This is a genomic window from Streptomyces sp. NPDC002328 (assembly GCF_042890065.1).
Lineage (GTDB): Bacteria > Actinomycetota > Actinomycetes > Streptomycetales > Streptomycetaceae > Streptomyces.
Map to the genome: position 1 here is coordinate 13,140 of NZ_JBIARQ010000030.1, position 23,915 is coordinate 37,054.

General features: G+C 69.9%; 28 protein-coding genes. 14 read left to right on the forward strand and 14 right to left on the reverse strand.

Annotation, left to right across the window (positions count from 1 at the left end):
• The first annotated feature begins 61 nt into the window (after window positions 1–61).
• The 7 genes from ACFYX4_RS38375 to ACFYX4_RS38405 all read left to right on the forward strand — a co-directional run bounded on the left by ACFYX4_RS38375 (window position 62) and on the right by ACFYX4_RS38405 (window position 5,578).
• A complete protein-coding gene (locus tag ACFYX4_RS38375) occupies window positions 62–1,297 on the forward strand; it encodes a MalY/PatB family protein (protein ID WP_389344104.1) in 1,236 nt (411 codons plus the stop codon).
• Between the two features lie 253 nt (window positions 1,298–1,550).
• Window positions 1,551–2,486, forward strand: coding sequence for a molybdopterin-dependent oxidoreductase (locus tag ACFYX4_RS38380; RefSeq protein ID WP_389344106.1), 936 nt, complete (start codon window positions 1,551–1,553; stop codon window positions 2,484–2,486).
• A 175-nt stretch (window positions 2,487–2,661) separates the two neighbouring features.
• Window positions 2,662–3,396, forward strand: coding sequence for a transposase (locus tag ACFYX4_RS38385; protein ID WP_389344108.1), 735 nt, complete (start codon window positions 2,662–2,664; stop codon window positions 3,394–3,396).
• A 216-nt stretch (window positions 3,397–3,612) separates the two neighbouring features.
• Window positions 3,613–3,789: a hypothetical protein gene (locus ACFYX4_RS38390; RefSeq protein ID WP_389344110.1), complete on the forward strand. Its 177-nt coding sequence runs from the start codon at window positions 3,613–3,615 to the stop codon at window positions 3,787–3,789.
• Between the two features lie 301 nt (window positions 3,790–4,090).
• Window positions 4,091–4,504 (forward strand): SH3 domain-containing protein, encoded by a 414-nt coding sequence (locus ACFYX4_RS38395; RefSeq protein ID WP_389344112.1) that lies wholly within the window; start codon window positions 4,091–4,093, stop codon window positions 4,502–4,504.
• 307 nt (window positions 4,505–4,811) lie between these two features.
• Window positions 4,812–5,249 carry a hypothetical protein gene (locus tag ACFYX4_RS38400; RefSeq protein ID WP_389344114.1) on the forward strand — a complete coding sequence of 146 codons (438 nt, stop codon included), beginning with the start codon at window positions 4,812–4,814 and terminating at the stop codon, window positions 5,247–5,249.
• The gene (locus ACFYX4_RS38405; protein WP_389344116.1) at window positions 5,234–5,578 is read left to right on the forward strand and encodes a hypothetical protein; all 345 of its coding nucleotides are present in this window, start codon (window positions 5,234–5,236) and stop codon (window positions 5,576–5,578) included. The genes ACFYX4_RS38400 and ACFYX4_RS38405 overlap by 16 nt, the downstream gene beginning before the upstream one ends.
• 3 nt (window positions 5,579–5,581) lie before the next feature.
• On the opposite strand, the gene ACFYX4_RS38410 is transcribed toward ACFYX4_RS38405, so the two are convergent.
• The 4 genes from ACFYX4_RS38410 to ACFYX4_RS38425 form a co-directional block, all read right to left on the reverse strand.
• Window positions 5,582–5,731, reverse strand: coding sequence for a hypothetical protein (locus ACFYX4_RS38410; protein WP_389344118.1), 150 nt, complete (start codon window positions 5,729–5,731; stop codon window positions 5,582–5,584).
• A 388-nt stretch (window positions 5,732–6,119) separates the two neighbouring features.
• Window positions 6,120–6,566 carry a hypothetical protein gene (locus tag ACFYX4_RS38415; protein ID WP_389344120.1) on the reverse strand — a complete coding sequence of 149 codons (447 nt, stop codon included), beginning with the start codon at window positions 6,564–6,566 and terminating at the stop codon, window positions 6,120–6,122.
• Window positions 6,567–6,718: 152 nt separating this feature from the next.
• A complete protein-coding gene (locus ACFYX4_RS38420; RefSeq protein WP_389344122.1) occupies window positions 6,719–7,057 on the reverse strand; it encodes a thioredoxin family protein in 339 nt (112 codons plus the stop codon).
• Window positions 7,058–7,160: 103 nt separating this feature from the next.
• Window positions 7,161–8,300: a PucR family transcriptional regulator gene (locus ACFYX4_RS38425; protein ID WP_389344125.1), complete on the reverse strand. Its 1,140-nt coding sequence runs from the start codon at window positions 8,298–8,300 to the stop codon at window positions 7,161–7,163.
• Between the two features lie 86 nt (window positions 8,301–8,386).
• Between ACFYX4_RS38425 and ACFYX4_RS38430 the strand changes: the two genes are divergently transcribed.
• Entirely contained in the window at window positions 8,387–9,442 is a 1,056-nt protein-coding gene (locus ACFYX4_RS38430; RefSeq protein ID WP_389344127.1) for a ferredoxin reductase, read from the forward strand.
• 7 nt (window positions 9,443–9,449) lie between these two features.
• Window positions 9,450–10,568 (forward strand): fatty acid desaturase family protein, encoded by a 1,119-nt coding sequence (locus ACFYX4_RS38435; RefSeq protein WP_389344129.1) that lies wholly within the window; start codon window positions 9,450–9,452, stop codon window positions 10,566–10,568.
• A gap of 68 nt (window positions 10,569–10,636) precedes the next feature.
• Here the strand turns inward: ACFYX4_RS38435 and ACFYX4_RS38440 are convergent, their stop codons facing one another.
• Entirely contained in the window at window positions 10,637–11,209 is a 573-nt protein-coding gene (locus ACFYX4_RS38440; protein WP_389344131.1) for a DinB family protein, read from the reverse strand.
• A gap of 307 nt (window positions 11,210–11,516) precedes the next feature.
• Here ACFYX4_RS38440 and ACFYX4_RS38445 point away from each other — a divergent pair, with 307 nt between their 5' ends.
• Window positions 11,517–12,050: a 2'-5' RNA ligase family protein gene (locus tag ACFYX4_RS38445; RefSeq protein ID WP_389344133.1), complete on the forward strand. Its 534-nt coding sequence runs from the start codon at window positions 11,517–11,519 to the stop codon at window positions 12,048–12,050.
• A 162-nt stretch (window positions 12,051–12,212) separates the two neighbouring features.
• Complete coding sequence (locus tag ACFYX4_RS38450; protein ID WP_389344135.1) at window positions 12,213–12,719, forward strand: hypothetical protein; 507 nt, start codon at window positions 12,213–12,215, stop codon at window positions 12,717–12,719.
• Between the two features lie 86 nt (window positions 12,720–12,805).
• On the opposite strand, the gene ACFYX4_RS38455 is transcribed toward ACFYX4_RS38450, so the two are convergent.
• Genes ACFYX4_RS38455 through ACFYX4_RS38465 form a run of 3 tightly spaced genes read right to left on the reverse strand, consistent with a single transcriptional unit; the run spans window position 12,806 to window position 15,005 of the window.
• Window positions 12,806–13,186, reverse strand: coding sequence for a nuclear transport factor 2 family protein (locus tag ACFYX4_RS38455; RefSeq protein ID WP_389344137.1), 381 nt, complete (start codon window positions 13,184–13,186; stop codon window positions 12,806–12,808).
• On the reverse strand, window positions 13,183–14,073 hold the full coding sequence (locus ACFYX4_RS38460) for an NAD-dependent protein deacetylase of SIR2 family (RefSeq protein WP_389344139.1): 891 nt from the start codon (window positions 14,071–14,073) through the stop codon (window positions 13,183–13,185). Before ACFYX4_RS38460 ends, ACFYX4_RS38455 begins: the two co-directional genes overlap by 4 nt.
• Complete coding sequence (locus ACFYX4_RS38465; protein ID WP_389344141.1) at window positions 14,070–15,005, reverse strand: protein-ADP-ribose hydrolase; 936 nt, start codon at window positions 15,003–15,005, stop codon at window positions 14,070–14,072. The genes ACFYX4_RS38460 and ACFYX4_RS38465 overlap by 4 nt, the downstream gene beginning before the upstream one ends.
• Window positions 15,006–15,176: 171 nt before the next feature.
• Here ACFYX4_RS38465 and ACFYX4_RS38470 point away from each other — a divergent pair, with 171 nt between their 5' ends.
• On the forward strand, window positions 15,177–16,073 hold the full coding sequence (locus ACFYX4_RS38470; protein WP_389344194.1) for a helix-turn-helix domain-containing protein: 897 nt from the start codon (window positions 15,177–15,179) through the stop codon (window positions 16,071–16,073).
• A 47-nt stretch (window positions 16,074–16,120) separates the two neighbouring features.
• Here ACFYX4_RS38470 and ACFYX4_RS38475 read toward each other — a convergent pair whose 3' ends face one another.
• The 4 genes from ACFYX4_RS38475 to ACFYX4_RS38490 form a co-directional block, all read right to left on the reverse strand.
• Entirely contained in the window at window positions 16,121–17,107 is a 987-nt protein-coding gene (locus tag ACFYX4_RS38475) for an aldo/keto reductase (protein WP_389344143.1), read from the reverse strand.
• A gap of 178 nt (window positions 17,108–17,285) precedes the next feature.
• Complete coding sequence (locus ACFYX4_RS38480) at window positions 17,286–18,872, reverse strand: Na+/H+ antiporter (RefSeq protein ID WP_389344145.1); 1,587 nt, start codon at window positions 18,870–18,872, stop codon at window positions 17,286–17,288.
• On the reverse strand, window positions 18,869–19,204 hold the full coding sequence (locus ACFYX4_RS38485) for a nuclear transport factor 2 family protein (protein ID WP_389344147.1): 336 nt from the start codon (window positions 19,202–19,204) through the stop codon (window positions 18,869–18,871). Before ACFYX4_RS38485 ends, ACFYX4_RS38480 begins: the two co-directional genes overlap by 4 nt.
• Before the next feature lie 100 nt (window positions 19,205–19,304).
• Window positions 19,305–19,637 carry a carboxymuconolactone decarboxylase family protein gene (locus ACFYX4_RS38490; RefSeq protein ID WP_389344149.1) on the reverse strand — a complete coding sequence of 111 codons (333 nt, stop codon included), beginning with the start codon at window positions 19,635–19,637 and terminating at the stop codon, window positions 19,305–19,307.
• Between the two features lie 281 nt (window positions 19,638–19,918).
• Here ACFYX4_RS38490 and ACFYX4_RS38495 point away from each other — a divergent pair, with 281 nt between their 5' ends.
• Both ACFYX4_RS38495 and ACFYX4_RS38500 read left to right on the forward strand, forming a co-directional pair.
• A complete protein-coding gene (locus ACFYX4_RS38495; protein WP_389344151.1) occupies window positions 19,919–20,764 on the forward strand; it encodes a helix-turn-helix domain-containing protein in 846 nt (281 codons plus the stop codon).
• Between the two features lie 113 nt (window positions 20,765–20,877).
• The gene (locus ACFYX4_RS38500; RefSeq protein ID WP_389344153.1) at window positions 20,878–21,747 is read left to right on the forward strand and encodes a helix-turn-helix transcriptional regulator; all 870 of its coding nucleotides are present in this window, start codon (window positions 20,878–20,880) and stop codon (window positions 21,745–21,747) included.
• 72 nt (window positions 21,748–21,819) lie between these two features.
• Here ACFYX4_RS38500 and ACFYX4_RS38505 read toward each other — a convergent pair whose 3' ends face one another.
• Together ACFYX4_RS38505 and ACFYX4_RS38510 are read right to left on the reverse strand one after the other, a co-directional pair.
• On the reverse strand, window positions 21,820–22,752 hold the full coding sequence (locus ACFYX4_RS38505; RefSeq protein WP_389344155.1) for an NADP-dependent oxidoreductase: 933 nt from the start codon (window positions 22,750–22,752) through the stop codon (window positions 21,820–21,822).
• A gap of 147 nt (window positions 22,753–22,899) precedes the next feature.
• On the reverse strand, window positions 22,900–23,772 hold the full coding sequence (locus ACFYX4_RS38510; protein WP_389344157.1) for a helix-turn-helix domain-containing protein: 873 nt from the start codon (window positions 23,770–23,772) through the stop codon (window positions 22,900–22,902).
• Window positions 23,773–23,915: the final 143 nt, after the last annotated feature.

Sequence of the window (23,915 nt, forward strand, 5' to 3'; positions counted from 1 at the left end):
GCGGGACTGACACCGCGAACGACCAGCCGTCCTGCCCACCGGCTCACCGGAGAGGTCCCGTATGAACCAGCTGGCCGCGGCCAGGCAGTCCGCGAACCCTCTTGAGGAACTGTCACTCGAGCAACTCCGCAGACGGGGGAGCATGAAATGGCGCACGCATCCGGCGGATGTCCTGCCCCTGTGGGTGGCGGAGATGGACGTCCGGCTCGCACCGGTGATCGCCGGCGCGCTGCAAGAGGCCATCGAGACCGGTGACACGGGATACCCCTTCGGGACCGAGTTCGCCGAGTCGCTGGTCGCCTTCGCCTCCCGGCGCTGGGATTGGGACGGGGCATCGGTCGACCGTGCCGCCGTGGTCCCGGACGTGATGATGGGCGCGGTCCAGGTACTGCGTCTCATCACCGACCCCTGGGACCCGGTCGTCGTCAACTCTCCCGTCTACGCACCCTTCTACGCCTTCATCACTCATGGCGACCGCCGGATCATCGAAGCGCCGCTCGGGCAGGACGGCCGGATCAGCCTGGAGACGCTCGAAGAGACGTTCCGGCAAACCAGGGAACGGAACGCAAAGGGCAAGATCGCCTACCTCCTCAGCAACCCACACAACCCCACCGGCGCCGTCCACACCTTGGAAGAGCTCACCGCCGTTGCCGAACTGGCTCGCCGGTACGGGGTCCGTGTCGTCGCCGACGAGATCCACGCCCCGCTCGTGCTCCCTGGCGCCAAGTTCACGCCTTACCTGAGCGTGCCCGGCGCCGAGGACGCCTTCTCGCTCATGTCAGCGACCAAGGGCTGGAACCTCGCCGGAATCAAGGCGGCGCTCGCCCTCGCAGGGCCGGACGCAGTCGCTGACCTGCGCCGGATGCCCGCGGAGGCCCACCTCGGCGCCAGCTATTTGGGCGTCATCGCCCACACGGCGGCCCTCCGCCACGGCGACGCATGGCTCGACGCGCTGCTCGCAGGGCTTGACGCGAACCGGACCCTGCTGGCCGAACTCGTCGCCAAGCATCTGCCGGGGGTCGGATTCATCAGGCCGGAAGGAACCCACCTGGCCTGGCTCGACTGCCGCTCCATCGGCGTTGCCAAGGAAGAGACCGCCACAGGGCTCGTGGCCGTCACCGACCTGGCCGGACCGGCAAAGCTGTTCTTCGACCAGGGCAGGGTGGCTCTGTCCTCCGGTCACATCTTCGGAACCGGAGGAGCCGGACATGTGCGCCTGAACTTCGCCACCTCTCAGTCCGTTCTGACGGAGGCGATCACCCGGATGGGACGCGCCGCCGCGCTCTACGCGCGATAGCGGGCCGAGCCTTGCCTCGACGTGCAGACACGCTCGCATGGCCAGGCTCGATCCAGAGGCAGCGGTTCATCGCGCTCGCGATCGGCCGCTGACTTCACCGAGGGGGAACGATCAAGAAGACCCGGATGCCGACCCAGGAACGAGAGCTTGTGCCATGCTTACTTCCCCCCGCAGCGACGCCCCCGACGGTGGGCGCAGTACACCGATGCTCGTAGAAGGCTTCGGCCTTGACCAGAGGCTACGGCCGCCGGACATGCAGTCCTTCCTCACTCCGGAGGCCGACCTGTTCTCCGTTTGGCACCTGGGCATACCCGATGTCGCCGCTGACAGATGGTCGTTGACGGTCGGCGGGGAGGTCGCGCATCGACTGTCTTTGTCTCTCGACGACCTGCGAGCCCTTCCCCAGACAGAGATCACCTCGGTGCATGAGTGCGCCGGCAGCCCTCTCGCACCGTCCATCCCTCAGCGGCGGGTCGGCAACGTCCAGTGGGGAGGAGTTCTCCTCAGCGATCTCCTCCGTCTCGCCGAGCCGGAGAACGAGGCGGCCTATGTCATCTCTGCCGGCATCGATCACGGTGTGTACGACTCCGCATACCACGATCACTACGAGAAGGACCTCCCCCTGGACAAAGCCGTGGACGGAACCACCCTCGTCGCCCTGACGGTGAACGGGGCCCCGCTGCCCCCACGGCGCGGAGGACCGGTTCGCCTCGTCGTGCCCGGCTACTACGGCACCAACTCGACCAAGTGGCTGACCTCGCTCACGGTCTCGGACCGTCGCAGTACCGGTGCCTTCACTACCAAGTACTACATGGACCCGCCGGCTGACGTCTCATCGCAAGCCACCCCGGTATGGGAACTGGCACCCAACTCCTGCCTCGTCGCCCCCGTTGATGAAGACGTCGCAGTCGGCAAGCCTGTCGAGATCTGGGGCTGGGCCTGGGCGTGCGAGCCCGTCGCGTGTGTCGACGTCAGCGTCGACGGTGGACAGACGTGGACATCGGCCGAGGTCACATCCCGCACGGGACACGCCTGGCAAAGGTTCACCCTAGCCTGGACACCATCCTCGGTCGGAGAACACATCCTCGCCTGCCGCGCGACAACCCTCTCGGGCGCGACACAACCTTCGACCCCGCGCCGCAACCGCATCCACCAGCGCGTCGTCTTCGTCACCCAGGAGCAGCCGTAGTTGCTGTCACCGGCGCCGCGGTACACCTCGAACCGTACTCGTCAACAGCCGGGACACCGTCCACGAAGGGGCAGGTTCATCGAGCCGCGGCAAGCAGTTCCTGGTGCCTCGCCAGGGCCGTAGCGTGAAGGAGGGCGCGGAACTCGTCGGTCACCGTCCCACGGGTCTTCAGGACATGGCAGTTCGAGCACAGAGCGATCATGGCCTTGGGAAGGTCCGCGCCAACCGGCAGTGGGCGTTGATCGAGCCGCTGGTCACCGCGTGGAAGCAGGAGCGGGTGGCGCGGTCGGCGACCGGGGATCCGGGCTCCTGCGACCTGCGCGAGGTCGTGAACGCGCTGCTCTACCAGAACCGGACGGGCTGTCAGTGGCGGCTCCTGCCCCACGACCTCCCGGCCTGGTCGGCGGTGTTCTACTACTTCACCCTGTGGCACCAGGACGGCCTCGACCAGCGGATCCAGGAGATCTTGCGCTGCCAGGTGCGGGAGCGGTCCAGACGATCAGAGGACCCGTCCCTGGTGATCATCGACACCCAGTCCGTCGACAACCAGGCAGGCATCGCCCTGCTGGACCAGGCGGCCGAACGGTGCGGGATGCGCCTGGAGAAGGTCCTGGTCGACCAGGGTTTCAAGGACGCTGTGGTCATCCACGGGGCGGTGAAGGACATCACCGTCGAGGTGGTCCGCCGCAACCCCGACGACGCAGGCAAGGGCTTCGTCCCGCAGCCGAAGCGGTGGGTGGTCGAGCAGGTCAACGGCACCCTCATGCTGCACCGGCGCCTGGCCCGCGACTACGACCACCGACCCGACAACGCGGCCTCCCGCGTCTACTGGGCCTCCACCGCCGGCATGCTCCGCCGCCTCACCACCCCTGCCCCCACCTGGCGGGACGACGTGGAGCAGGCCGCGTGAACGTCTGCGAACTCCTGCGGCTGCTCAGACCGAACACGATGAGACCGCAGCCCGCCCGGCAACCTGCGCGAGCAGATCGAGCGGCTCACCACCGCCCTCGCCGAGACCGAAGCCCGCCTGGCCGAGCTCGCCGTCGCCCGCAAGGTCATTGACGGCCTCACCCCTCCCGACCAGGCAACCGCCCCCGCGGAGACCGCCACCGTCTACCAGCGCATCGTGACCACGTTCAACGAGCACCCCCAGAAGGTGTTCTGCGTCCGCGATCTATACGAACACCTCGGCCTGCCCACCGACGAGCCCTCGATCAACGTCACCCGCTCCCGCCTGGGACGACTCGTCCGCCAAGGACTCCTCGAACAACCCGGACGCGGTCGCTATCAGAAACGGACTTAACGCCCTCTCGGACCGGCGGCGTCTACGCCGGGCGGCGGTGAGACGGGCACTGCGCTTGAACATGGTGGACTCCTCGTCAGACCGGAACCGGGCTCGTCGCTCGCGGCCCGGTGACATCCGTTTCGGCCTCACAGACGGAACTCGGCACCTCGGCTTATGGCCGCTCCGGCGGCAAATGTCTCTTCGCCCCGTCCTCATACGGCGCGGTGTGCGCGCCCGTCCACTCGGTGGTGCGGGCGACGCACCTGACCGACCACGTGCCCGAGACGGGCGCACGTCCGAACGATCCGAAGGAGACGGCATGTTGAGCAAGTCAGCGAGGCGCGGCGCCCGACTGGGCGGCGCGGCGGCGGTGCTGTGCGCACTCGCCATGACGGTGGGCGCCGCGCCCGCACAGGCGACCGCCGAACAGCGGGCGGCGGGACCGGTGTTCACCACCTGGGCGACGGATGTGAATGTCCGCAAGGACTCCGCCCCGGGCTTCCGCTGCCCCGAGTACCCCTCGCCCGCCAACTGCCCGCAGGTGATCGGCAGGGCGCAGCCGGGCGACCAGCTCGAAGTGACGTGCCAGACGCGGGGTGAGACGGTCGGCGGCAACCCGTACTGGGTCTTCGTGGAGAACCGGACCCGTGGGTTCGACGGATGGATGGCGAGCTACTTCATCTCGCACCCGGACAACTGGCTGCCCGGCGTCCCGCAGTGCTACGGGCCTTAGGCGCTGGCCAACTCCGGTGACGTCGAAGCTGCCTGGACACTGCTTGTCGACCGGGCCGGCGCCCGTCCTGACCTGACCGAGGCCGCCGCCGGCCGCCTGCTGCCCCGGCGCTCGGGGGACGCCGGGGACTTCGGCGCCGGTCTGTCGGCCGTGCGGCGTGGGCGCTCAGGCAGCGCGAGTGGCCGGTGCTGCGGAGTGGTGGTGGGGGGCAGCGATACGTCCTGTGCGGGGAAGGGCCGGTCCAGCGCTGGTGGTTCTTGACCTGGCAGACCGCCGCGCGGTCGTAGGGGGCAAGGGTGACACCGGCATGCAGATGATGCCGGAGCTGACGGCGCCGGCCACGGTCGACACCGCCTTGGACGCCGCTGACGTCGCCCCGGCGACCACCAGTGACAGCACATACGCGGCCATCGCCGACACCGGGACGAACACGGTCGCAGTCCCCTGGGCCACCACCGACGCCATCAGCGTCGAGTCCACCGACCGCGGAAGCATGACGATGGCCATGCCCGTCGCCCAGCCGTGCGGCGTCGCCCTCAACGGCAACGTCGTCTACGCCAACCCGGTCGGCCCCGTCGACGCCATCCTGGTCTCCTCCGGCACGGACGAGAGCGCCGTCACCCACGGCCTCATCGACGCCCCGTGGGCCCGGGACGCCAACGGATACGCCGTCCCCGCGTCCTACCGCATCGAGAACAACGCTTCCTTGACCGCCTGTCGCTGGCCTGCGTGGAGACCGTCCTGAGTGAAGCCGCCATGGCCAGCCGGACCGAGCGCCGTACCTGTCAGGCCACGCCCGAGGTGGTCGCCTGCCTGGAGGAGGGGTTCGCCTCGGTCGCCTTGCCTCCGTATCCGACGTGGTTCGAGCCGATGGGGCCGCTCGTTCGGTGGTTCTCTGCCTCTGGTCTGTTGCTCTGTCTGGAGCCTGGCTTGGAGGGGATGGAGTTGATCGTGACTGGCAGGACGACGGCTGATGTCCAACGTGCAGTCGAGGCCATTCCCGGAGCCTGGACGCCTGCGGTGCCGGCGGTCACCGAGCCGGTCGACGATCGCGAGTGGGTTCTGCCGTTCTGACGCTCACGGCGGCTGAGCGAGGATCAGCGTCCGCAGGTGAGGGAACGACGCCCGCCCGCACGACCGGCACTTGATCAGCTTGATGCGGCTGACCTGGCCTTCGGCGGCGCCGGAGCTCCAGGGCAGGGTGAGGCCGTCGGCTGTCGCGGGCATCTGGGGGCATATCTGCGCGCGCCATACCGAAGGTCGGCGCGGGAGCGTCGAGCTGCGCACGTACGGGCGGCTGTCCTGCGGACCGTCACTCTGGAACGGGGGCTCACGGGGCTCGTCATACCCCGACTCACGGGTCTCAGGGGCTCGGAGGGGAGACGCCGGCTGACCCACAGAGTGTGCGTGAGGGCCGAGGGTGGGCCCTCCGTGCCGGGACGCTATGACCCTTCGCCGAACGGAGCCCCGCCTCCCTGGAGTTGGCCTTCCGGCGGCAGGTACCTCGGCCGACCGTTCTGATCGGTCACCTGTGTGAAGCCGGCCTCTCGTAGGAGGGCGCCGTACTTGGCTTTGCCCCTTCGGTTGACGGCGATTCCGACGGGCACGAGTGCCATCAACGCGGCCCAGGCAACAACGGCGATGACAGCGGCGGTGATGCTGTTTCGAGCGCGAAGGCGATGCCCGCTGCCAGCGGAACGCCGGCGAGACATGTGTGCGCGAGCAGCTGCTTGGGGGTGTGCATGGCGGTGATGTCGAACGAGATGCGGGCCGTCAGGAGTTCGATCGCGTCAGGTGCAAGGGGCGGCAGCGCGCCCCCGTCGCCTGCGTTCGGGTACTGCGCCCAGTTCCGCGCGGCCCTCGCACGGGCCTCCGGGCTGTGGTCGGGCACGATCAGCATCACGTACCGGTCGCCCTTCCGTATGTCCGCGTATCGGTACCCGAACTGTTCGGCAATGCAGGCGAGTCGAGCGAGTTTCTTCGTTGTCGACGCTAAGTCGATCACGACGGTCTCCCCGCCGGCCATCTGTCTCAACATCTTCGACACATGCCGCTCGCTCACCGGTTCCCCCGTCTGTCGGACGGTCTCGGCGGTCGCCCACCGGCCGTCGTCGCTTCTCGATCACCACAAGCTTGTCGGACTGTCGGTTGCCGTCGCAACCAGTCCGCTGTCCACGCACGCTTGCGGCTCTCGTCTCCGTCGACGCGGGCCCCTCAGAGGTGGCCGTCCAGGAACGTCCGTACCTCGGCGGTGGTCATAGTTCCCGTGCCGTGCGCCACCGCCTCTCCCTCCTTCAGCAGGACGTAGGACGGGGCTCCCGTGATCCCGTATCGCTGGGTCGCTGCCGGGCAGCGCGTGATGTCGGCGCGGACGGCCGTCAGGCGGCCCGTGTAGGCGTCGGCGATGTCACCCACGACGAGGTCCATCACCCGGCAGGGCTCGATCGCCTTGGGCCATGTCCCGGTGAAGTATGCGAGGACCGGCACTCCGCTCATCCCGAGGATGAAATCGAACTCCGCGTCCTCACGGGGTCGGTGAACCCGCTTCGCCATGGAAACTCCCTGACCTCACGTTCCGTCGTGCCATCCCCATCATCCCTCGCGCGGCGTGCCGGGCCGGCCCGTGGTCGACGTACGCGTCAGCTCAGTCGTCAGCTCAGCCGCCCCGAAGACCGACCGCCAGCGTCAGCTCAAGAACACGCTGTGGCGATGCGAGATCCGGAAACAGCTCCCGCAGCTGCGACATCCGGTACCGGACCGTCTGGGGATGGACGAACAACGCCGCCGCCACCTCGTCCCGTCTGCCCTGGTGCAGCAGCCACGCCCGCAACGTCTCCTCCAGCCGCCGCGCGGTCGCGGCGGGCAAGGCCCGCAACGGTGCGAGGGCTCGGGCACGCAGGTCCGCGAACGCGTCCACGTCGGCGCTCAGCACCAGCTCGGGCAGGTGGTCCTCGGTGTCGCGGATATCGGCGGAGAGGGAGCGCGCGCGCACGGCTCGTGCGTACGAGGCGGACGCACGCGTCCACGGCCGGGCCGGGCCGACCACGGCGGTGCGGTCGGTGAGCTGCCGCAGGAGATGCGATCGGTCGGCGTCGGGGACGAGCAGCACACCGGTGGCGTCCGGCAGATCGTCGAGGACGAGGGTGCTCGGGTCGAGCGCGCGGTAGGCGGGCCGGGCCTGGGCGGCGGGCAGCAGGACCGCGGTCAGTGAGACCGGAGGCTGCCAACCGGCCCGTTGAGCAGAGGCCAGCAGCACGTCCGGGCTCGCGCCGACGAGGAGGTCGCGGGCCAGGTGTTCCAGGTGGCGCTCGTGGGCCCTGCCCCGGGCGGCCAGTTCGTCGGCGTGGCCCGCGGCGCTCGCGGCGGAGAGCTCGTCGATGTAGGCGAAGGTCAGCTCGGCGAACTTGGCGACCTCGGCGGCGGGCAGACCTGCGGGTACGGCGCCCGCTGCCAGGCATCGCCAGGCCACGCGGGCGCCGACGCGGTAGGCGCTGAGCAGGGCGTCCATCGAACGGCCGTCGCGCACCTCGCCGCGGCCCAGCTCGTAGGCCGCGTCGCCGCCGTCGCCGCCCGTGGCGTTCCCGCTCGCGAGGTCCAGGTAGTGCCCCAGGGCGGTGCGCACGGCGCGCCGGATGGTGGCGCCCATGTGGCCCGAAAGGGCGTTGGCGTACGAGGGGACCTCGTCGATGATCGCCTGGACGACCTCGTCGGCGGTGCCCTTCAGCGCGGCCCGAAGTACGGTGACCGTCGTCTCATCCAGGGCCAGTTCGCTGGCCCTCCGTGTTACATGGCTCACTTTTTGTTCCCTGCGAACAATTCAGCCGACCAGATTTACGTCCTTCGGTCAGGACTTTACGTCTTGAGGCACAGCAAGCTGGAGTCATGACGAGTACAGCCCTCCGCAGCAGGGCGTGGAAACTACTGGAGATGGTCACGACGCCGCTGCTGCCGTCGGACTACCTCGACCTGGTCAGCCCGCTGCGTGCGGGCGCCGACCTGCGGGGGCGCATCGAGGCCGTGCACCCCGAGACGGCCGACGCCGCGACCATCGTGATCAGACCGGGACGGGGCTGGCGCGGCCACACGGCCGGTCAGTACGTGCGGATCGGGGTCGACGTCGACGGGGTGCGCCTGTGGCGTGCCTACTCCCTCACCTCGCCGACCGACCGCCAGGACGGGCGCGTCACGATCACCGTGAAGGCGATCCCGGACGGCAAGGTCAGCAACCACCTGGTCCGCAGGGCGAAACCGGGCACGCTGATCCAGCTCGACCAGGCGACCGGTGACTTCGTGCTGCCGCGGGCCAAACCCGCCAAGGTGCTCTACCTGACGGCCGGCAGCGGCATCACTCCCGTGATGGGCATGCTGCGCGACACCGAGTTCGACGACCTCGTCATGGTCCACTGCGCGCCGCGGCCGCACGACGTGATCTTCCGCGACGAACTGCACGCCCTGGTCGCGGACAAGAAGCTGCGGCTCACCGAGGTGCACACCGACACCGACGGCATGCTCGACATCGCCCGTCTCGACGAACTCGTGCCCGACTGGGCCGAGCGCGAGACCTGGGCCTGCGGACCCGCGGGCCTGCTCGACGCCGCCGAAGAGCACTGGACCGAGCACGGCGTCCAAGAGCGCCTGCACACCGAACGCTTCCGCCCCGGCATCGTCGTCACCGGCGACGGCGGCGAGGTCACGTTCAGCGCCACCGGCAAGACCGTCGACGCGGACGGCGCCACGCCGTTGCTGGACGTCGGCGAGGGGGCCGGCGTGCTCATGCCCTCCGGGTGCCGCATGGGCATCTGCTTCGGCTGCATCACGCCGCTCAAGGCGGGTGCCGTCCGCGACCTGCGCACCGGCGAGATCACCGAGGCCGAACCGGGCGTCCTCATCCAGACCTGCGTGTCCGCCGCGGCGGGCCCCTGCGACATCGAACGGTAGGAACAGCTTGACCGCCATCGACCCCACCGCCCACCTGACCGCGGAGCAGATCGAGGAGCTCGGCCGCGAGCTGGACGCGATCCGCGACGAGGTGATCGCCAGCCGTGGCGAGAAGGACGCCGCCTACATCCGCAAGGTCATCTCGGCGCAGCGCAAGCTCGAGCTGGCCAGCAGGGGCGTGCTGCTGTTCTCGTTCTTCCCGCCCGCGTGGCTGATCGGCACCGCCGGTCTGTCCGTGGCGAAGATCATGGACAACATGGAGATCGGCCACAACGTCCTGCACGGCCAGTGGGACTGGATGCGCGACCCGAAGATCCACTCCACCACCTGGGAGTGGGACCACGTCTCGCCGTCCGACCAGTGGAAGCACTCGCACAACGAGCTGCACCACACGTACACCAACGTGATCGGCAAGGACAACGACCTCGGCTACGGCATCATGCGCGTCGACGAGGACCAGAAGTGGCACCCGTTCCACCTCGGCCAGCCGCTGTGGAACTTCATCAACGCCTGCTTCTTCGAGTACGGCATCGCGGCGTACGACCTGGAGCTCGGCAAGAACCTGCACAAGCGCCGCCGCAACAACCCCGAGTTCCGCGCGCGGGCCAGGGCCGTGGGCCGCAAGATCCGCAAGCAGGTGCTCAAGGACTACGTGATCCACCCGCTGCTGTCGGGCCCGTCGTTCCTCACCACGCTCGCCGCCACGTTCACCGCGAACCTGGTCCGCAACATCTGGTCCCACTCGGTGATCATGTGCGGGCACTTCCCCGAGGGCGTGCAGGTCTTCGAGCGCCGGTCGATCAAGGGCGAGACGCGCGGCCAGTGGTACCTGCGCCAGATGATGGGCTCGGCGAACATCAGCGGCAGCAAGGCCATGCACTTCATGACCGGCAACCTGTCGCACCAGATCGAGCACCACCTGTTCCCGGACCTGCCGAGCAACCGGTACGCCGAGGTCGCGGTGAAGGTGCGCGCGCTGTTCGAGAAGTACGAGCTGGAGTACGTCACCGGGCCGCTGCCCAAGCAGGTGTTCTCCGCGTGGCGCAAGGTCGTCAGGCTGTCGCTGCCGAACAAGAAGCCCAAGGTCACGACACCGGACCGTGAGCAGGAGCTCCTCGCGGCCTGATGCCGGCAACTGGGTCAGCTCTTTCGGCCGTACCGGGGACAGGGGCCGGCTGTTCCCGAGCCGAAGGATCAGGGAGCCGACCTGGCGGCCTGCTCGACCTTCGCGCGGTAGGCCGCGCGGGCTTCCTCGTCGATCCGCTGCTCGTGTTCGGCGCGCAACCCGGTCCGGCCGTCGAGGCCCTCGCGCAGGATGTCGGCGTGCCCGGCATGCCGGATGGACTCGCCGAGGACATGGACCATGACGGCGAACAGGTTGGTGTCGGCATGAGGCTCCGGCCACCACGGCACGTGGCCGGGGGAGTCGAGGGGAAGCTCGTTGATCGTCGCGTCCGAGTGTTCCCACGTGCGCCGGTAGAACCCGATGATCTGATCGAGGGTCTCGTCCTCGGTCGCCCACAGATCGCCGCCGTCGGAGTCCTGCCACCGGGGCAGCGGTTCCGGGGAAGGGCGGTCGAAGACCTCGCCGAAGTACCTGGCCTCGACGGTGGCCACGTGTTTGACCAGGCCGAGGAGGTTGGTACCGGTCGCTGTCAGAGGCCGTCGGGCGTCGTACTCGGACAAGCCGTCGAGTTTCCAGAGCAGCGCCTCGCGGTCCCGCCGCAGTCTCCCGTGCAGGTTGTCCTTCGCGAACTCATCGATCATGCGGCATGAGCGTGCCATGGGCTGCTGGTGTCCTCAAAATCCCGCACGTGGTCCGCAACGACGGGAGCGGCGTGAAACCCCTGGCGCGGGGGGTGCGTTGGGTCGCCTCCGGACAGTGCGCCCACCATGCAGTGGGCCCTCACCTGGCGATCCACCGCCGACAGCCCCACTCTCCGCGCACTGGCCCAGACTGCCGCTGACCCCGGTCCCCTCCATGTGACGGCCGGTGACGGGCAGTCGACCAGATGGCTTCGGGCCACTGCCGACGGGCGGCGGTACCGCAGGTGATCGGCTGTAAGCTGCGGCGGTGCGCACGGTCGAGCTCCTGTTGGACGAGGCGGCAGAGCTGGCGGTCCGGGAGGCCTGGCGACGGCTGGCCGACGCGGGGCTGCCCAGTCAGGCGCGCCACCGCTCACCGACGAACAGCCCGCACCTCACCCTGGCCGCCTGCCCGGAGCTGACCGCCCCGATCCGCTGGGAGCTCGCCGAGGTGGCCGCCACCCTGCCGCTGCCGGTGCGGGTGACCGGCGTGGTCCGTTTCGAGCGGCCCACCTCGGTGCTGGCCTGGGCGCTGGACTGCGACTCGGCACTGGCCGGTCTGCACCGCCGGGTGTGGGAAGCGGTGGCCTCGGACAGCCCGCCCGGGACCCTCAACCCCTTTCACGAACCTGGGCGTTGGAGCCCGCACATCACCCTCGGCCGGACCCGGCGGGCCGGTGCCTTCGCCGGCCGGCGGGTTGCCGAACTGCTGCCGGCGCCGCCCCTGTCGGCCCGGCTCACCACCCTGCGCAGCTACGACACCGAGACCGGCGCCCTGGAGGTGCTGGAGCCCCGCCCCTGAGACGCCGTCCCCGCGGTGTCGACATGAGCACTCCTCCGCCTTCGTACTCATACGGAGAGGCGTCCGACACCGTCGTGCCGACAGGACGACGGTTCCCGCAGCCGGCATGACGGCAAAGCGCCGATCCGCGGGAGCAGCCACCTCTTCGACCAGGGAGAAGACATGCACACCATCCGCCGGATCTTCAGCGTGGGAACGGCCGCGTTCGTACTCGGGGCAGGGCTCTTGGCCGGTTCTTCCGGTGCGGCTCAGGCGGCGGCGTCCGACTGCACGGGAGGCCGGAACGGTTTCACCGACATCCCCGACAGCCTCAGCGGCCGGGGTGTGGCGGGGGCGGGAGCGCTGGTGGTCAGCGGTCCCCACGCCGTCGCCTCGTGGGCGATGCAGAGCGGCAACGTCGGCGGCAGACAGATGGGGTGGGGCGTCCTGAGCACCGGAGGAGGCGGCGATTGGGGCCCCGGCGCCAGGGCCAGCGTCTGGATGTACGTCACCAACGACAACAAGGCGACGTCGATCCTGTGCGGCCCGTTCGAGGTGAGGTCGGCCGGCACCAGGATCACGACCCCGGCCTACCCGACCAGCAGCTCGGCGAGCCGGGCCTTCCAGGTCTGCGCGGTCCTGTCCAGCCCCAGCGAGATCGCCGGCGCAAGCTGCACCCCCTGGTGGTAGGCCGTCGCCGGGAAACCCCTCCGCCCCCGGCACCGACCTGGTCCTGCACCGCCGCCGATCGCTGCCCCACCATCCCGACGGCACGGTCAGAACATGGTGTTGCCGTTCTTGGAGGTCGGTGGGACGAGCTGGAGGACGTCCCAGTGCTCGACGATCTTGCCGGCCGCGTCGAAACGGAAGATGTCGATGCCGGCGTACTCCTCGGCGGGCCAGGTCTGGTGGCAGTGCAGGATCACGTGGTCGCCTTCGGCGAAGGCGCGTTTGACCTCCACCCGCTTGCCCGGGTACTCGGCGGCCATCCGCTCGAAGTAGTCGATGAACGCCTGCTTGCCGTCGCCGACGTGTGGATTGTGCTGGATGTAGGTGTCGCCGACGAACTGGTCGATGGCCTCGGCGGGGCGGCACTGGTTGAACATCAGGTCGTAGAACGCCTTGGCCGTGGCCTTGTTCTCCTCCGGGTCGCTCATGGTGCCTCCGTAGGGTCGGGTGTCAGGTGCGGCGAGGTGAGTGCGTCGAGCAGGTGGTCGGCCCCGACGGGCACGGGCAGGGTCCGGCCGGCGAGGTCGGCGGGGGTTCCGGGGTGGGTGGGGTTGACGCGTATCAGGCGCGAGTGGGGGAAGCGACGCGTCAGGTGTTCACCCGGCCATCGAATCACGCCGGGGGTGTTGAATCCGGCGCCGAATTCCAGGATGAGCAGGCGGGTGTCGGCGGGGGCCGTTCCCAGCCAGTGCTGGAGGCGACGGCCCGCCGGGAGGTAGGGGGCGTCGACGAATTCGGGACCGGTACGGACGTTGATCTCGACCTCCCCGCCGCAGTTCGGGCAGCGGGGCAGGGCGGTCGAGTCCGTCACGGCACCGGTGGCCGGGCCGTATGCGGCGAGGAGCCGCGCGATGAGGGGCAGGCTGTCCCAGGTGGCGGGGGTGCACGGGGTGGCGCACTGGTAGCGGCCGTAGTCGCCCTGGGGTGTGAAGACCCGGTCGGGGGCGAAGCCGCTCCGGGCGAAGAGGGCGTCCACGTTGGATGTCATCACCCAGTGGTCCTTGTCGCCGACGAGGGAACGCAGCTGTCGGTAGAGGGGGTTGGGGCCGGGGGAGTAGCGGATGTCATTGATGTGGACGGCCCAGTAGCCCCACAGCAGGGCGGGCGGCAGAGGGACGCCGACCAGGTAGCGGGAGCGCAGGCCGAGGCCGTGCAGGGCGGGGAAGAGTTCCCGGAAGCGGTCTTCGTCGCCGTAGTCGTAACCGGCGGCGGCGCTCAGGCCGGCGCCGGCGGTGATCAGGACACGGTCGGCCTCGCTGAGCCAGGTGCGGATCGTGTCGGCGGCGGCTGCCGACACGGAGGTGAGCTGGTTCATCGGGGCCGGGCTCCTTCGGTCAGGGCGTGACGGTAGGCGGCGAGGTCCTGGTCCGCGTACACGTTGAAGATCACGCGGTCGAACCGTTCCGGGTGGAGGTCGAGCCAGTCGGCCACGGTGTCCAGGGCGACGCGGGCGGCCGGTGCCCTGGGGTAGCCGAAGACGCCGGTGCTGATGCCGCAGAACGCGACGCTGCGTATCTCGTCCACTTCGGCCGCGAGGTCGAGACAGGCACGGTACGCGGACGCCAGTGCCCGCTGGTGGAGCGGGAGCACGGGGCCGTCGACGATCGGGCCGACGGTGTGCAGGACGTAGCGGGCGGGCAGGTGGTAGCCCCGGGTGATCTTGGCCGTGCCGGTGGGCTCCGGGTGACCCTGTAGGGACATGATCGTGTGGCAGTCGGTCCGCAGCCGGGGGCCGGCGGCAGCGTGTATGGCGTTGTCGATGCAGGGGTGCATCGGGGCGAAGCAGCCGAACAGGGCGCTGTTGGCGGCGTTCACGACGGCGTCCGCGCCGAGGGTGGTGATGTCGCCCTGCCACAGCACCGTCCGGTCGGCGGCCCGGTAGGCGGTGTGGGGAAGCGTGTCGCGGACGGTGGGCGACGAGGTGGCGTCGGCGGTGCCGCGCGCCAGGCGTTCGCCGGCCAGCAGCGTCTCCAGCGCACAGGCGGCCCCGGTGGGCAGTGGGCCCGGTTCCCGGACTGTCAGCACGGCGCGCAGGAGCTGCCGGGCGGCGGCATCGTCGAGCCGGTCCGCCGCACCGGGGCGCAGCCCGGCCCGCACAGCCGCCGGGTCGTCGCCCAGCAGGCCGAGTGCCTCGCGGACCAGGTCGGCGGGCCGACCCTGCGGGCCGGGACCGGCGGCGGGCCGGAACGGCTCGTCGAGGGCGATGGCGCTGCGGTAGGCGGCGAGCGGCAGCGGGGTCGCGTACACGGTGGTCCTCCGGGCGGGTGGGCGCAGGCCGGCCTTCAGGCTGGATCGAGGTGGGTGATCGTCAGGCCGGAGGCTTCTCACTGCTTTCCGACGCCGATGGATGCCGGAGGCGCTGACACCTCCAAGCTAGGGCTGTTGAACAGGCCGAATCGGATACGATCGCGACTCGTGATGGTCAAAAACCGACATGATGTCGACGGAGGAATCCCGGTGGTCTCCTTCGCCGCGCCCGTCGGCACCCCCGCCGGTGTCGAGGTGCTGTCCCTCGCCGACCTCCGCCACCGCGTGCCGGGCGAGCGGCTCACGGTCCCCCAGCGCCCGGACTTCCATCACCTGATCACGCTCACCGGCGGAACCCTGCGGCACACGGTCGACTTCACCGCCTACGCCCTCGAACCCGGCTCATGGCTGTGGGTTCGCCCCGGCCAGGTCCAGCAGTGGGGCGACCTCACCCACGCGGAGGGCACCCTGATCCTTTTCCGCCAGGACTTCCTCGACCCGGCCACCAGCGCGGGCGCCCGCATGGAAGACCCGCACGCGCCGATCCTGCGCCGGCCCCTGTCCGACGACGCCCAGGCCCTGCGACTGGCCGCCGACCATCTCACCGCGGAGTTCCACGCACTCGGACAGCTGCCCCTGGAGATCCATACCGCTGCCGTGCGTCACCTGCTGGCCGTCCTCGTCCTGCGACTGGCCCACCTCACCGCACCCCTCGGCAGCCCCGCCCCCGAACCCGACGCCACCTACCTGCGCTTCCGCGACGCGGTGGAACAGGACTTCGCCCGCACCCGCCGGGTCGAGGACTACGCCGACGCGCTCGGCTACTCGTCCCGCACGCTCTCCCGCGCCACCCTTGCCGCCGCCGGACTCGGCGCCAAGGAGTTCATCGACCGCCGGGTCGTCCTCGAAGCCAAGCGCCTCCTGGTCCACAGCGATCGGACGGCCGCCCGGATCGCCGACCGCCTCGGCTTCTCCAGCGCCACCCACTTCAGCAAGTACTTCCGCCAGCGCACCGGACAGACCCCGATCGCCTTCCGCGACGCGGTCCGCGGGCACACTCCTCGGTGAGGGTCGTCCGGCTCGGTGCGCGTGGTCGACGGGGAGCCGGCGGGGTGCTACTTGCCGACCAGTGACATGTGGTGCTCGTTGTAGCGGTCTCCCTGTACCCCGACGCGACCGGCGAGTTCGTCGAGGTCGGCCAATTCGTCGGCGGAGAGCGGCAGTCGGGTGGCGCCGATGTTCTCCTCGACGCGAACGGTGCGCCGGGTGCCGGGAATCGGGACGATCGACGGGTGCTGCGCGAGCAGCCAGGCGAGCGCGACCTGACCCGGTGTGGCGTCCTTGGCCTGCGCGAGCCTCGCGACGTGCTCGACGAGTGCCTGGTTCGCCGCCCGGTTCTCGGCCGTGAACCGCGGGATGTTCGTACGGACGTCGTCGGCGGCGAAAGACGTCGACGCGTCCACCGTGCCGGTCAGGAAGCCCTTGCCGAGCGGGCTGAAGGGCACGAACCCGATACCGAGTTCCGCGCAGGTCGGCAGGACCTCCGGCTCGGGATCCCGGGTCCACAGGGAGTACTCGCTCTGCACCGCCGTCACCGGGTGGACCGCGTGAGCACGGCGGATGGTCTGCGCACTGGCTTCCGAGAGCCCGAAGCCGCGCACCTTGCCTTCCTCGACCAGTTCGCCCACCGTGCCGGCGACGTCCTCGATCGGCACGTCCGGATCCACGCGGTGCTGGTAGAACAGGTCCAGCGTCTCGACCCTGAGCCGTTTGAGGGAGGCCGCGGCGACGGCGCGGATCTGCTCGGGCCGGCTGTCGAGCCCGGCGGGGGCGCCGTTCTCGATGTGGAATCCGAACTTGGTGGCGATCACCACCTGGTCCCGCACCGGAGCGAGGGCCTCGCCGACCAACTCCTCGTTGACGTAGGGGCCGTACACCTCGGCGGTGTCGAAGAACGTGACTCCGCGGTCGACGGCGTCACGGAGCACGGCGATCATGTCGGTGCGATCGCCGGGATTGGGGCCGTAACTCTGGGACATTCCCATGGCGCCGAGACCGATGGCGGAGACACGCAGGTCGCGTCCGAGCTTTCGGGTGTGCATCTTTCTTTCCTCCCTGTCGCTGCTGCTGTGAATTCCGGTAGTCGAGCCCGTACCCCGCACCTGCGGTCGTCAGCGCCCCGATCGTCGGGGCCTCCGAACCGCGGCAACTGGTGGATGCACCTCGGAACGCGACCGGCATGAGCGCCGCCGACCGTCCGCCGGCGCGCTGAGAGCCGGCTCACTCCACCTGTTCGCGCCCGGTGAGGCGCACCTCTTCGTTGTCCAGGGCCGCCTGGAGCCGGCGCAACACGGTGTCGTCGATGTTGCGTTCGTCGCGCAGGCGGACGACAGTGGCGCGCTTGTGGGCGATGAGAGCGAGGCGGAGGTCGGTGTAGTGGCGGTTGTGGAGCAGGGCTGGATCTCCGTCGGAGCCCGCGCCTCTGGCCCGTACGGCGGCCAGGTGGGCCTCGTACTCCTGGCGCAGCCACTCCATGACCTTCGGTGTGGTGCCGAGTTCGCCGGCGAGCCGTGGGAGAGCCTGGAGGGCTTCCTCGGTCGCCGTGGTGTCGGCGAGGATCTCCTCCTCGTCGACGGACGTGTCGTGCGGCAGCCGCGCCCAGCGCACCACGCGCGGCAGCAGCAGTCCCTGCACCACGAGGGTCGCCACGATGACGCCGGAGGTGACGAAGACGATGAAGTCGCGGTCGGGGAAGGGAGCGCCGGAGTCGAGGACCTCGGGCACCGAGAGCGCCACGGCGAGCGACACCGCGCCCCGGAAGCCCGCGAACCCGCTGACCACCCGCGCCCGGTGACTCATTCTCCGCAGCCGTTGCTCGGGGCGCCGGTCGATCGCGCGGATCAGATAGGCGGAGGCGAACAGGAACGCGAACCGGACCGCGACCAGGACCACGCTGACCGCGGCGATCGCCGTCAGGGCGTCCTGGAGGTCGGACCGGTTCAAGTGGCGCAGCGCGTACTGGAGTTCCACGCCGACCAGGACGAACAGGGCGCCGTTGATGATGAAGGTGAGCAGTGGCCAGAACGCCAGGGCCTGGCGTCGGTGCTCGGCGCGGATGAGGCTCGGAGCCACCTGGGCCATGATCAGCCCGCTGACGACGACCGCGAGCACGCCGGAGGCGTGGATGAACTCGGCGAGCAGATAGGCGGTGAACGGTGCCAGGATCATGACGAGGTTGCCCAGCAGAGGATCCTCCAGGCGTCGCCGCAGGTTCATGTTGACCCAGGCGACCGCCACACCGACCGCGGCCCCTCCGCCGTACGCCAGCAGGAACAGCGCGCCGACGTGCGGAAGGGTGAGGTGTTCCTCGCCGACGGTGATGCCGACCGCCAGGCCGAAGATGACCAGGGCGGTGCCGTCGTTGACGAGGCTTTCCGCACGCAGCACGGTGACCTGACGGCGCGGCAGCGAGCGGGCCAGTACGCCCACCGCCGTCGCGTCGGTGGGCGCGACCGCCGCGCCCAGCGCCCATGCGGGCCCCCACGGCAGCCCGAGCGCGTGCCCGGCGGCCGCGACGGCGCCTGCGGTGAGGATCACCAGGACCGTGCTGAGCAGGACGATGCCGCGCAGATTCGTGCGGATCTCCCGCATGGACGTGGTGAGGCTCTCCCAGTACAGCAACACCGGCAGGAAGAGCAGCAGCACCACTTCCGGGGGAAGCTGCGTCTGGCGCACGGCGGGGACCAGCCCCAGCAGAGCGCCCACCACCAGCAGCACCACCGGCGGCGCGACGCCCAGGCGCTGCGCGAGGAACTGGCCGACCAGCACGGCCACGCCCAGAAGCACGACGAGTTCGAGACCGATCACGGGGCTTGCTCCCGCATCGGGCGGACGATCGGCGGGAGTTCAGTGAGCGGTTCGCCGAGGTGGGTTCGGGTGATGCCGAGCGAGTCCTCGAAGACGCGATAGTCGGTGATCAGGCCGTCGGTGACGGTGAAGCGCAGGATCATCTCGCTCGCGGTGAGGGACCGCCGGATCTCCTCCGGTCCGGTGCGGCTCCCGGCCCAGGGGGTCAGCGCCGGATCGCCCGGGACGGTCCACGTCGCGTCGGGAGCGAAGTGGGCGAGGATCCGCTCCAGGTCGCGTGTGCCGAAAGCGTCGAAGTACGCCTCGACGGTGGCGATCGCCTCGCTGGTCATGACTGGCGGTCCGTTCTGGTCAGTGACTGCGGCCGTCGAAAAGCCGTTGCCGCTCGGTGGTCCGGTGAGTGAGATCTGCCTGTTCGAGCCCCCGGCGGCATCAGCCGGAGTGGTCGGACTTCTCCACGATCTCCTTGAGCTGGTTCATCGCCGTCATGGCGTTGGGCCATCCCGCGTAGAACGCCAGATGGGTGATGGCCTCGACCGGCTCGTCTGCGGTCACGCCGTTCTCCAGCGCCTTGCCGAGGTGGAAGCCGAGCTGGTCGGTCCGGTAGAGGGTGGCGAGCGCGGTGACGGTGACCAGGCTGCGGTCGCGCGGGGACAGGCCGGGCCGTTCCCAGATGTCGCCGAACAGGACGGTGTCGGTCACCTCCGCGAGCTTGGGGGCGAACTCCTGGATGGCCGGCGGCGCGAACTTCTTCCGTTCGGACATGAGGTGGTGCTCCTTGCACGTGGGGGGATTTCAGGCGCGGCATCTACGCGTTCTCGGATGCGCTGTCGGCGACGTTCGGAAAGAATTCCGACCAGGCTAGGCCGTCCCGCCTGATGCAAGGCTGATTCTCTCCGTAGGGCGATTTCGGTCGCCGAACACGCCGTCGATCCTGCCATCCTCGCGGGAACCCGCAAAGGGGAGAATTACAGCCGGAGAACCACTTATCCAGGGGAGGAATTCTTACCCCCGTCCCGGAGACCGAGCGGTGTGACACTGGCGTCATGGCCGGCGACCCGCATCCGAACGAGCTGGGATCCTTCCTCAAGGCGCGGCGGGCCGAGTTGAGTCCGCGCACCGTCGGCCTGCCCGACACCGGCGGCCGGCGGGTCCTCGGCCTGCGCCGGGAGGAGGTCGCCCTGCTCGCCGCCATCAGCACCGACTACTACACACGGCTGGAGCAGGGCCGCATCCAGCCGTCCACGTCGGTGCTCCCCGCCCTGGCCCGTGCCCTGCGGCTGTCCGATCACCAGCGTGACCACCTGTTCGAGCTGGCCGGGCGGCAGAGGACACGCCACCGCCGCCCGGCCGCGCAGAAGGCGCACCCGCAGTTGCGCCGCCTGCTCGACGACCTCACCGTGAGCCCCGGCGTGGTGATCGGCCGCCGTATGGACATCCTGGCGTGGAATCCGCTCGCCGCCGCCCTGCTCACCGACTTCGCGAAGGTGCCGGAAGACCAGCGGAACTGCGCCCGCATCCTTTTCACCGACCCGTCCATGCGGACGCTGTACGCAAACTGGCGTGCGGTCGCCCGTGGCTGTGTGTCCCAGCTGCGCATGACGGCCGCCAAGTACCCGGACGATCCGCGGCTGACCACTCTCGTCGGCGAACTCTCCATGCAGGACGAGGACTTCGGGCGATGGTGGGGAAGCCGTCGCGTGCCGTCCCGCGGCTTGGGCATGAAGAGGTTCCACCACCCCGTCGTCGGCGAACTCGTCCTCGACCGGGACATGTTCACCTGCGGCAGCGATACCGATCAGGAACTCGTCGTCTGGACGGCGGCGCCCGGCACGCCGTCGTACGACGGACTGCGCGACCTCGCCTCACGCGCCGCCGGTCAGGTCGACTGACGTAGAAGTCTGAACCGGCCGAACTGAACTCGGTAAAGACCGGGGTGATTGCCGGAGCCTGGGAGGAAACTCTCCCCCTCATTTTCCGGATGAACGCTGCGACACTGGCTGCTATGTACAGCAAAGAACATTCGCCTGAACTAGGAGAGTTCCTCAGGGAGTGCCGAGCCCAACTCAGCCCGCGGACCGTGGGCCTGCCAGAGTCCGGGGCGTCCCGGCGCGTGCCGGGGCTGCGCCGAGAGGAGGTCGCTCGACTGGTGGGGATCAGCGCCCACTCCTACGCACGGCTGGAGCAGGGGCGTACCCCTGTGCCGAGGTCGGTGCTCCTCGATCTCGTCCGTGTCCTGCAACTCGACGACGAGCAGCGTGACCATCTGTTCGCACTGGCCGCGCGTGGCGGGTACGAACCGCGCTGCCGCCCGGCGCGGAAGGTCCACCCGCAACTCAGGCGCATCCTGGACGACTTGGCGACGACCCCCGCAGTCGTCCTGGGGCGGAACTTGGACATCCTCGCCTGGAACCCGCTGGCGGCCGCCCTGCTCACCGACTTCGACCGGATCCCGGAGAAGAGGCGCAACTACGCACGGCTGCTGTTCACCGACCCCGCCTTCCGGGAGCTGTACCTCGACTGGAGGACGAACGCCCGAACCTGCGTCGCCCATCTGCGTCTTGAGGCCGCCAGGCGCCCTGGCGACCCCGGGTTGGCCGCACTCGTCGGCGAACTCTCGGTGGCCGACGCCGACTTCCGGCAGTGGTGGGCAGGCCGCCGGATGACCGGCCTGCGGATGGGGACCAAGAGGCTGCGACACCCGCTCGTCGGCGACCTCACCCTCGACTGGGACAGCCTGACCTGCACAGCCGACCCCGCACAGAAGCTGCTGATCTCGACCGCCGCGCCCGGGAGCCCCTCTCATGACGGGCTGCTCTTCCTGGCGTCGTGGACCGCGGACCCGCGCACACCGGCCCGGGACACGACGACTTGAGCGGGCCGGTGGCCGACGGCGGGCGGTGTGTACGTCACCGGCCGCCGCCTCACCGCACGGACGTGCCCCGGATCAGAACGTCAGGACCAGCCGGCCCCGCACACCGCCCGCGGCGAGGATCCGGTGCGCCTCGGCGGCCTGTTCCGCCGGGAACGTCCTGGCGACGCGGAGGGTGATGAGGCCTTCCTCCACCTGCCGGCGGAGCCGGTCGAGCTTGGCGTGCTCCCGGGCGTAGCTGAACACGACGATCGGCTGGTAGACGATGCCTCGCTCGCCGGGGCCGTCGTAGCCGCGCAGCGTCACCACTCGGCCGCCGTCGCGCACCGCCCGGGCGGTGAGAGCCCCGAGCGACGCGGCGTCGAGGAGTCCGTCGACGCCCTCCGGGACCTCCGCGCGTACCCGGTCCGGGTACTCGGCGCCGCGACGCAGGACGACGTCGGCACCGAGTTCCTTGACCAGGGGCTCGTCCTGCTCGGAGGCGTCGGCCACCACCCGCAGCCCGTCCGCCTTGGCCAGCTGGACGGCGTAGCCGCCCACCGCGCCGGCCGCTCCGGTGATCGCGACGGTCCTGCCGGGCTCCAGGCCGAGCGTGTCCAGGGCCAGGCGCGCGGTCAGGCCGTTCATCGGGAGGGACGCGGCCTGCGCGTCGCTCGCGCCGTGGGGCGCGCGGACCACCGACTGCGCCGGGAGCACGACCTGCTCGGCGTACGCACCGTGGGAGCCGTCGGGGAGCACGATCGCCAGCACACGGTCACCGACGCTCAGGTCCGTGTCCGTTCCCGCGCCTATCTGGTCCACGATTCCCGCGGCTTCCATGCCGGGAACGAACGGAGGCCGCGCGTCCGGCGACCTGGCGGGTCCGCCGCGCTGGAGGGCGTCGACCGCGTTGACGGTCGCCGCATGCACCCGGATGCGCACCTCGCCGGGACCGGCCTCGGGCGCGGGCAGCTCCAGGACCCGCAGCACCTCCGGCCCGCCGAATTCCGTGAAACCTACAGCCTTCATGGGAAGCACCTCGTTGATCAGCCTGCGGTCGTTGAGGTATCCGACCCTTCCGTCTCGCGCCCGCCCGGAGAAGGGGATGGTTCTTGGCTGGGATGCGGCCAGAGAGGGGACGGATCCGTCCCCCCTGTGGCATGAGCACGGACGGGCTCAGGTGGCGGTGTCGAGCGTCGTCGATGATTCCTGGTCCGCGGCCCAAGAGGCGAGGAGGCGCAGCCTGTCATGGGAGGGGGTGCCGGGCTCGGCGTTCCAGACGATGATGTGCTGGTCGGGGTCCGTGCCACAGGTGAGGGTGTTCCAGTCGAGCGTCAGCTCGCCCACCACCGGGTGCCGGAGCTTCTTGACGCCCTTGCCCCGCATCGCGACATCATGCGCGGTCCACCACTGCCGGAACTGCGCGTCACGGACGGAAAGCTCCTCGACCAGGGCGGTCAGGCGCTGGTCACCCGGATAGCGCGCGCTCTCCATGCGCAGCTGCGCGATGGCGAGGCGGGTGACCTCCTCCCAGTCGGCGTACAGCGTGCGCATCCAGGGTTCGGTGAACAGCAACCGGAGAAACACGCGTTCCGGCTCCGGGTAGCGCCCGAAATCGGTCCACAGAGCGGCGGCGAGCCGGTTCCAGCCCAGGATGTCGGTACGCCGGCCGATGACGAAGGCCGGCGAGGCGGTGAGATCGTCCAGCATGCGCTGCAACTGCGTGTCCACCTGCTGACGCTCACCCGACGCGGACGAGCGCGCCGTCTGCTTCGCCGCGAGGTCGAAGAGGTAGGTGCGCTGGTCGTCGTTCAGACGGAGCGCCTGGGCGATCTCGTCGAGCAGGGGAGCGGACGCTTGCAGCCGGCCCTGCTCGATCCGCGTGTAGTACTCGGTGCTGATCGCGGCGAGAAGCGCCACTTCCTCACGGCGAAGGCCGCTCACCCGCCGCCGCTGCCCTCCGCGCAGACCGACCTCGGTGGGGCTGAGCTCGCCGCGACGGGCCTTGAGGAACTCACCCAGCTCGTTCAGATGAGGGTTGCGGTTCATGATGTGCAGCCTCGCACAGAAGCCCGGCGTTGTAAGGGGGAGAGATCGTGCCTACGTTGGGCTTTACCTCTTCATGAAAAGGGTCCCGGCTCCTGCCTGCAAGGCAGCGGGCGTCACGAGGACTCGGCGGCCCGGAGTCGGCG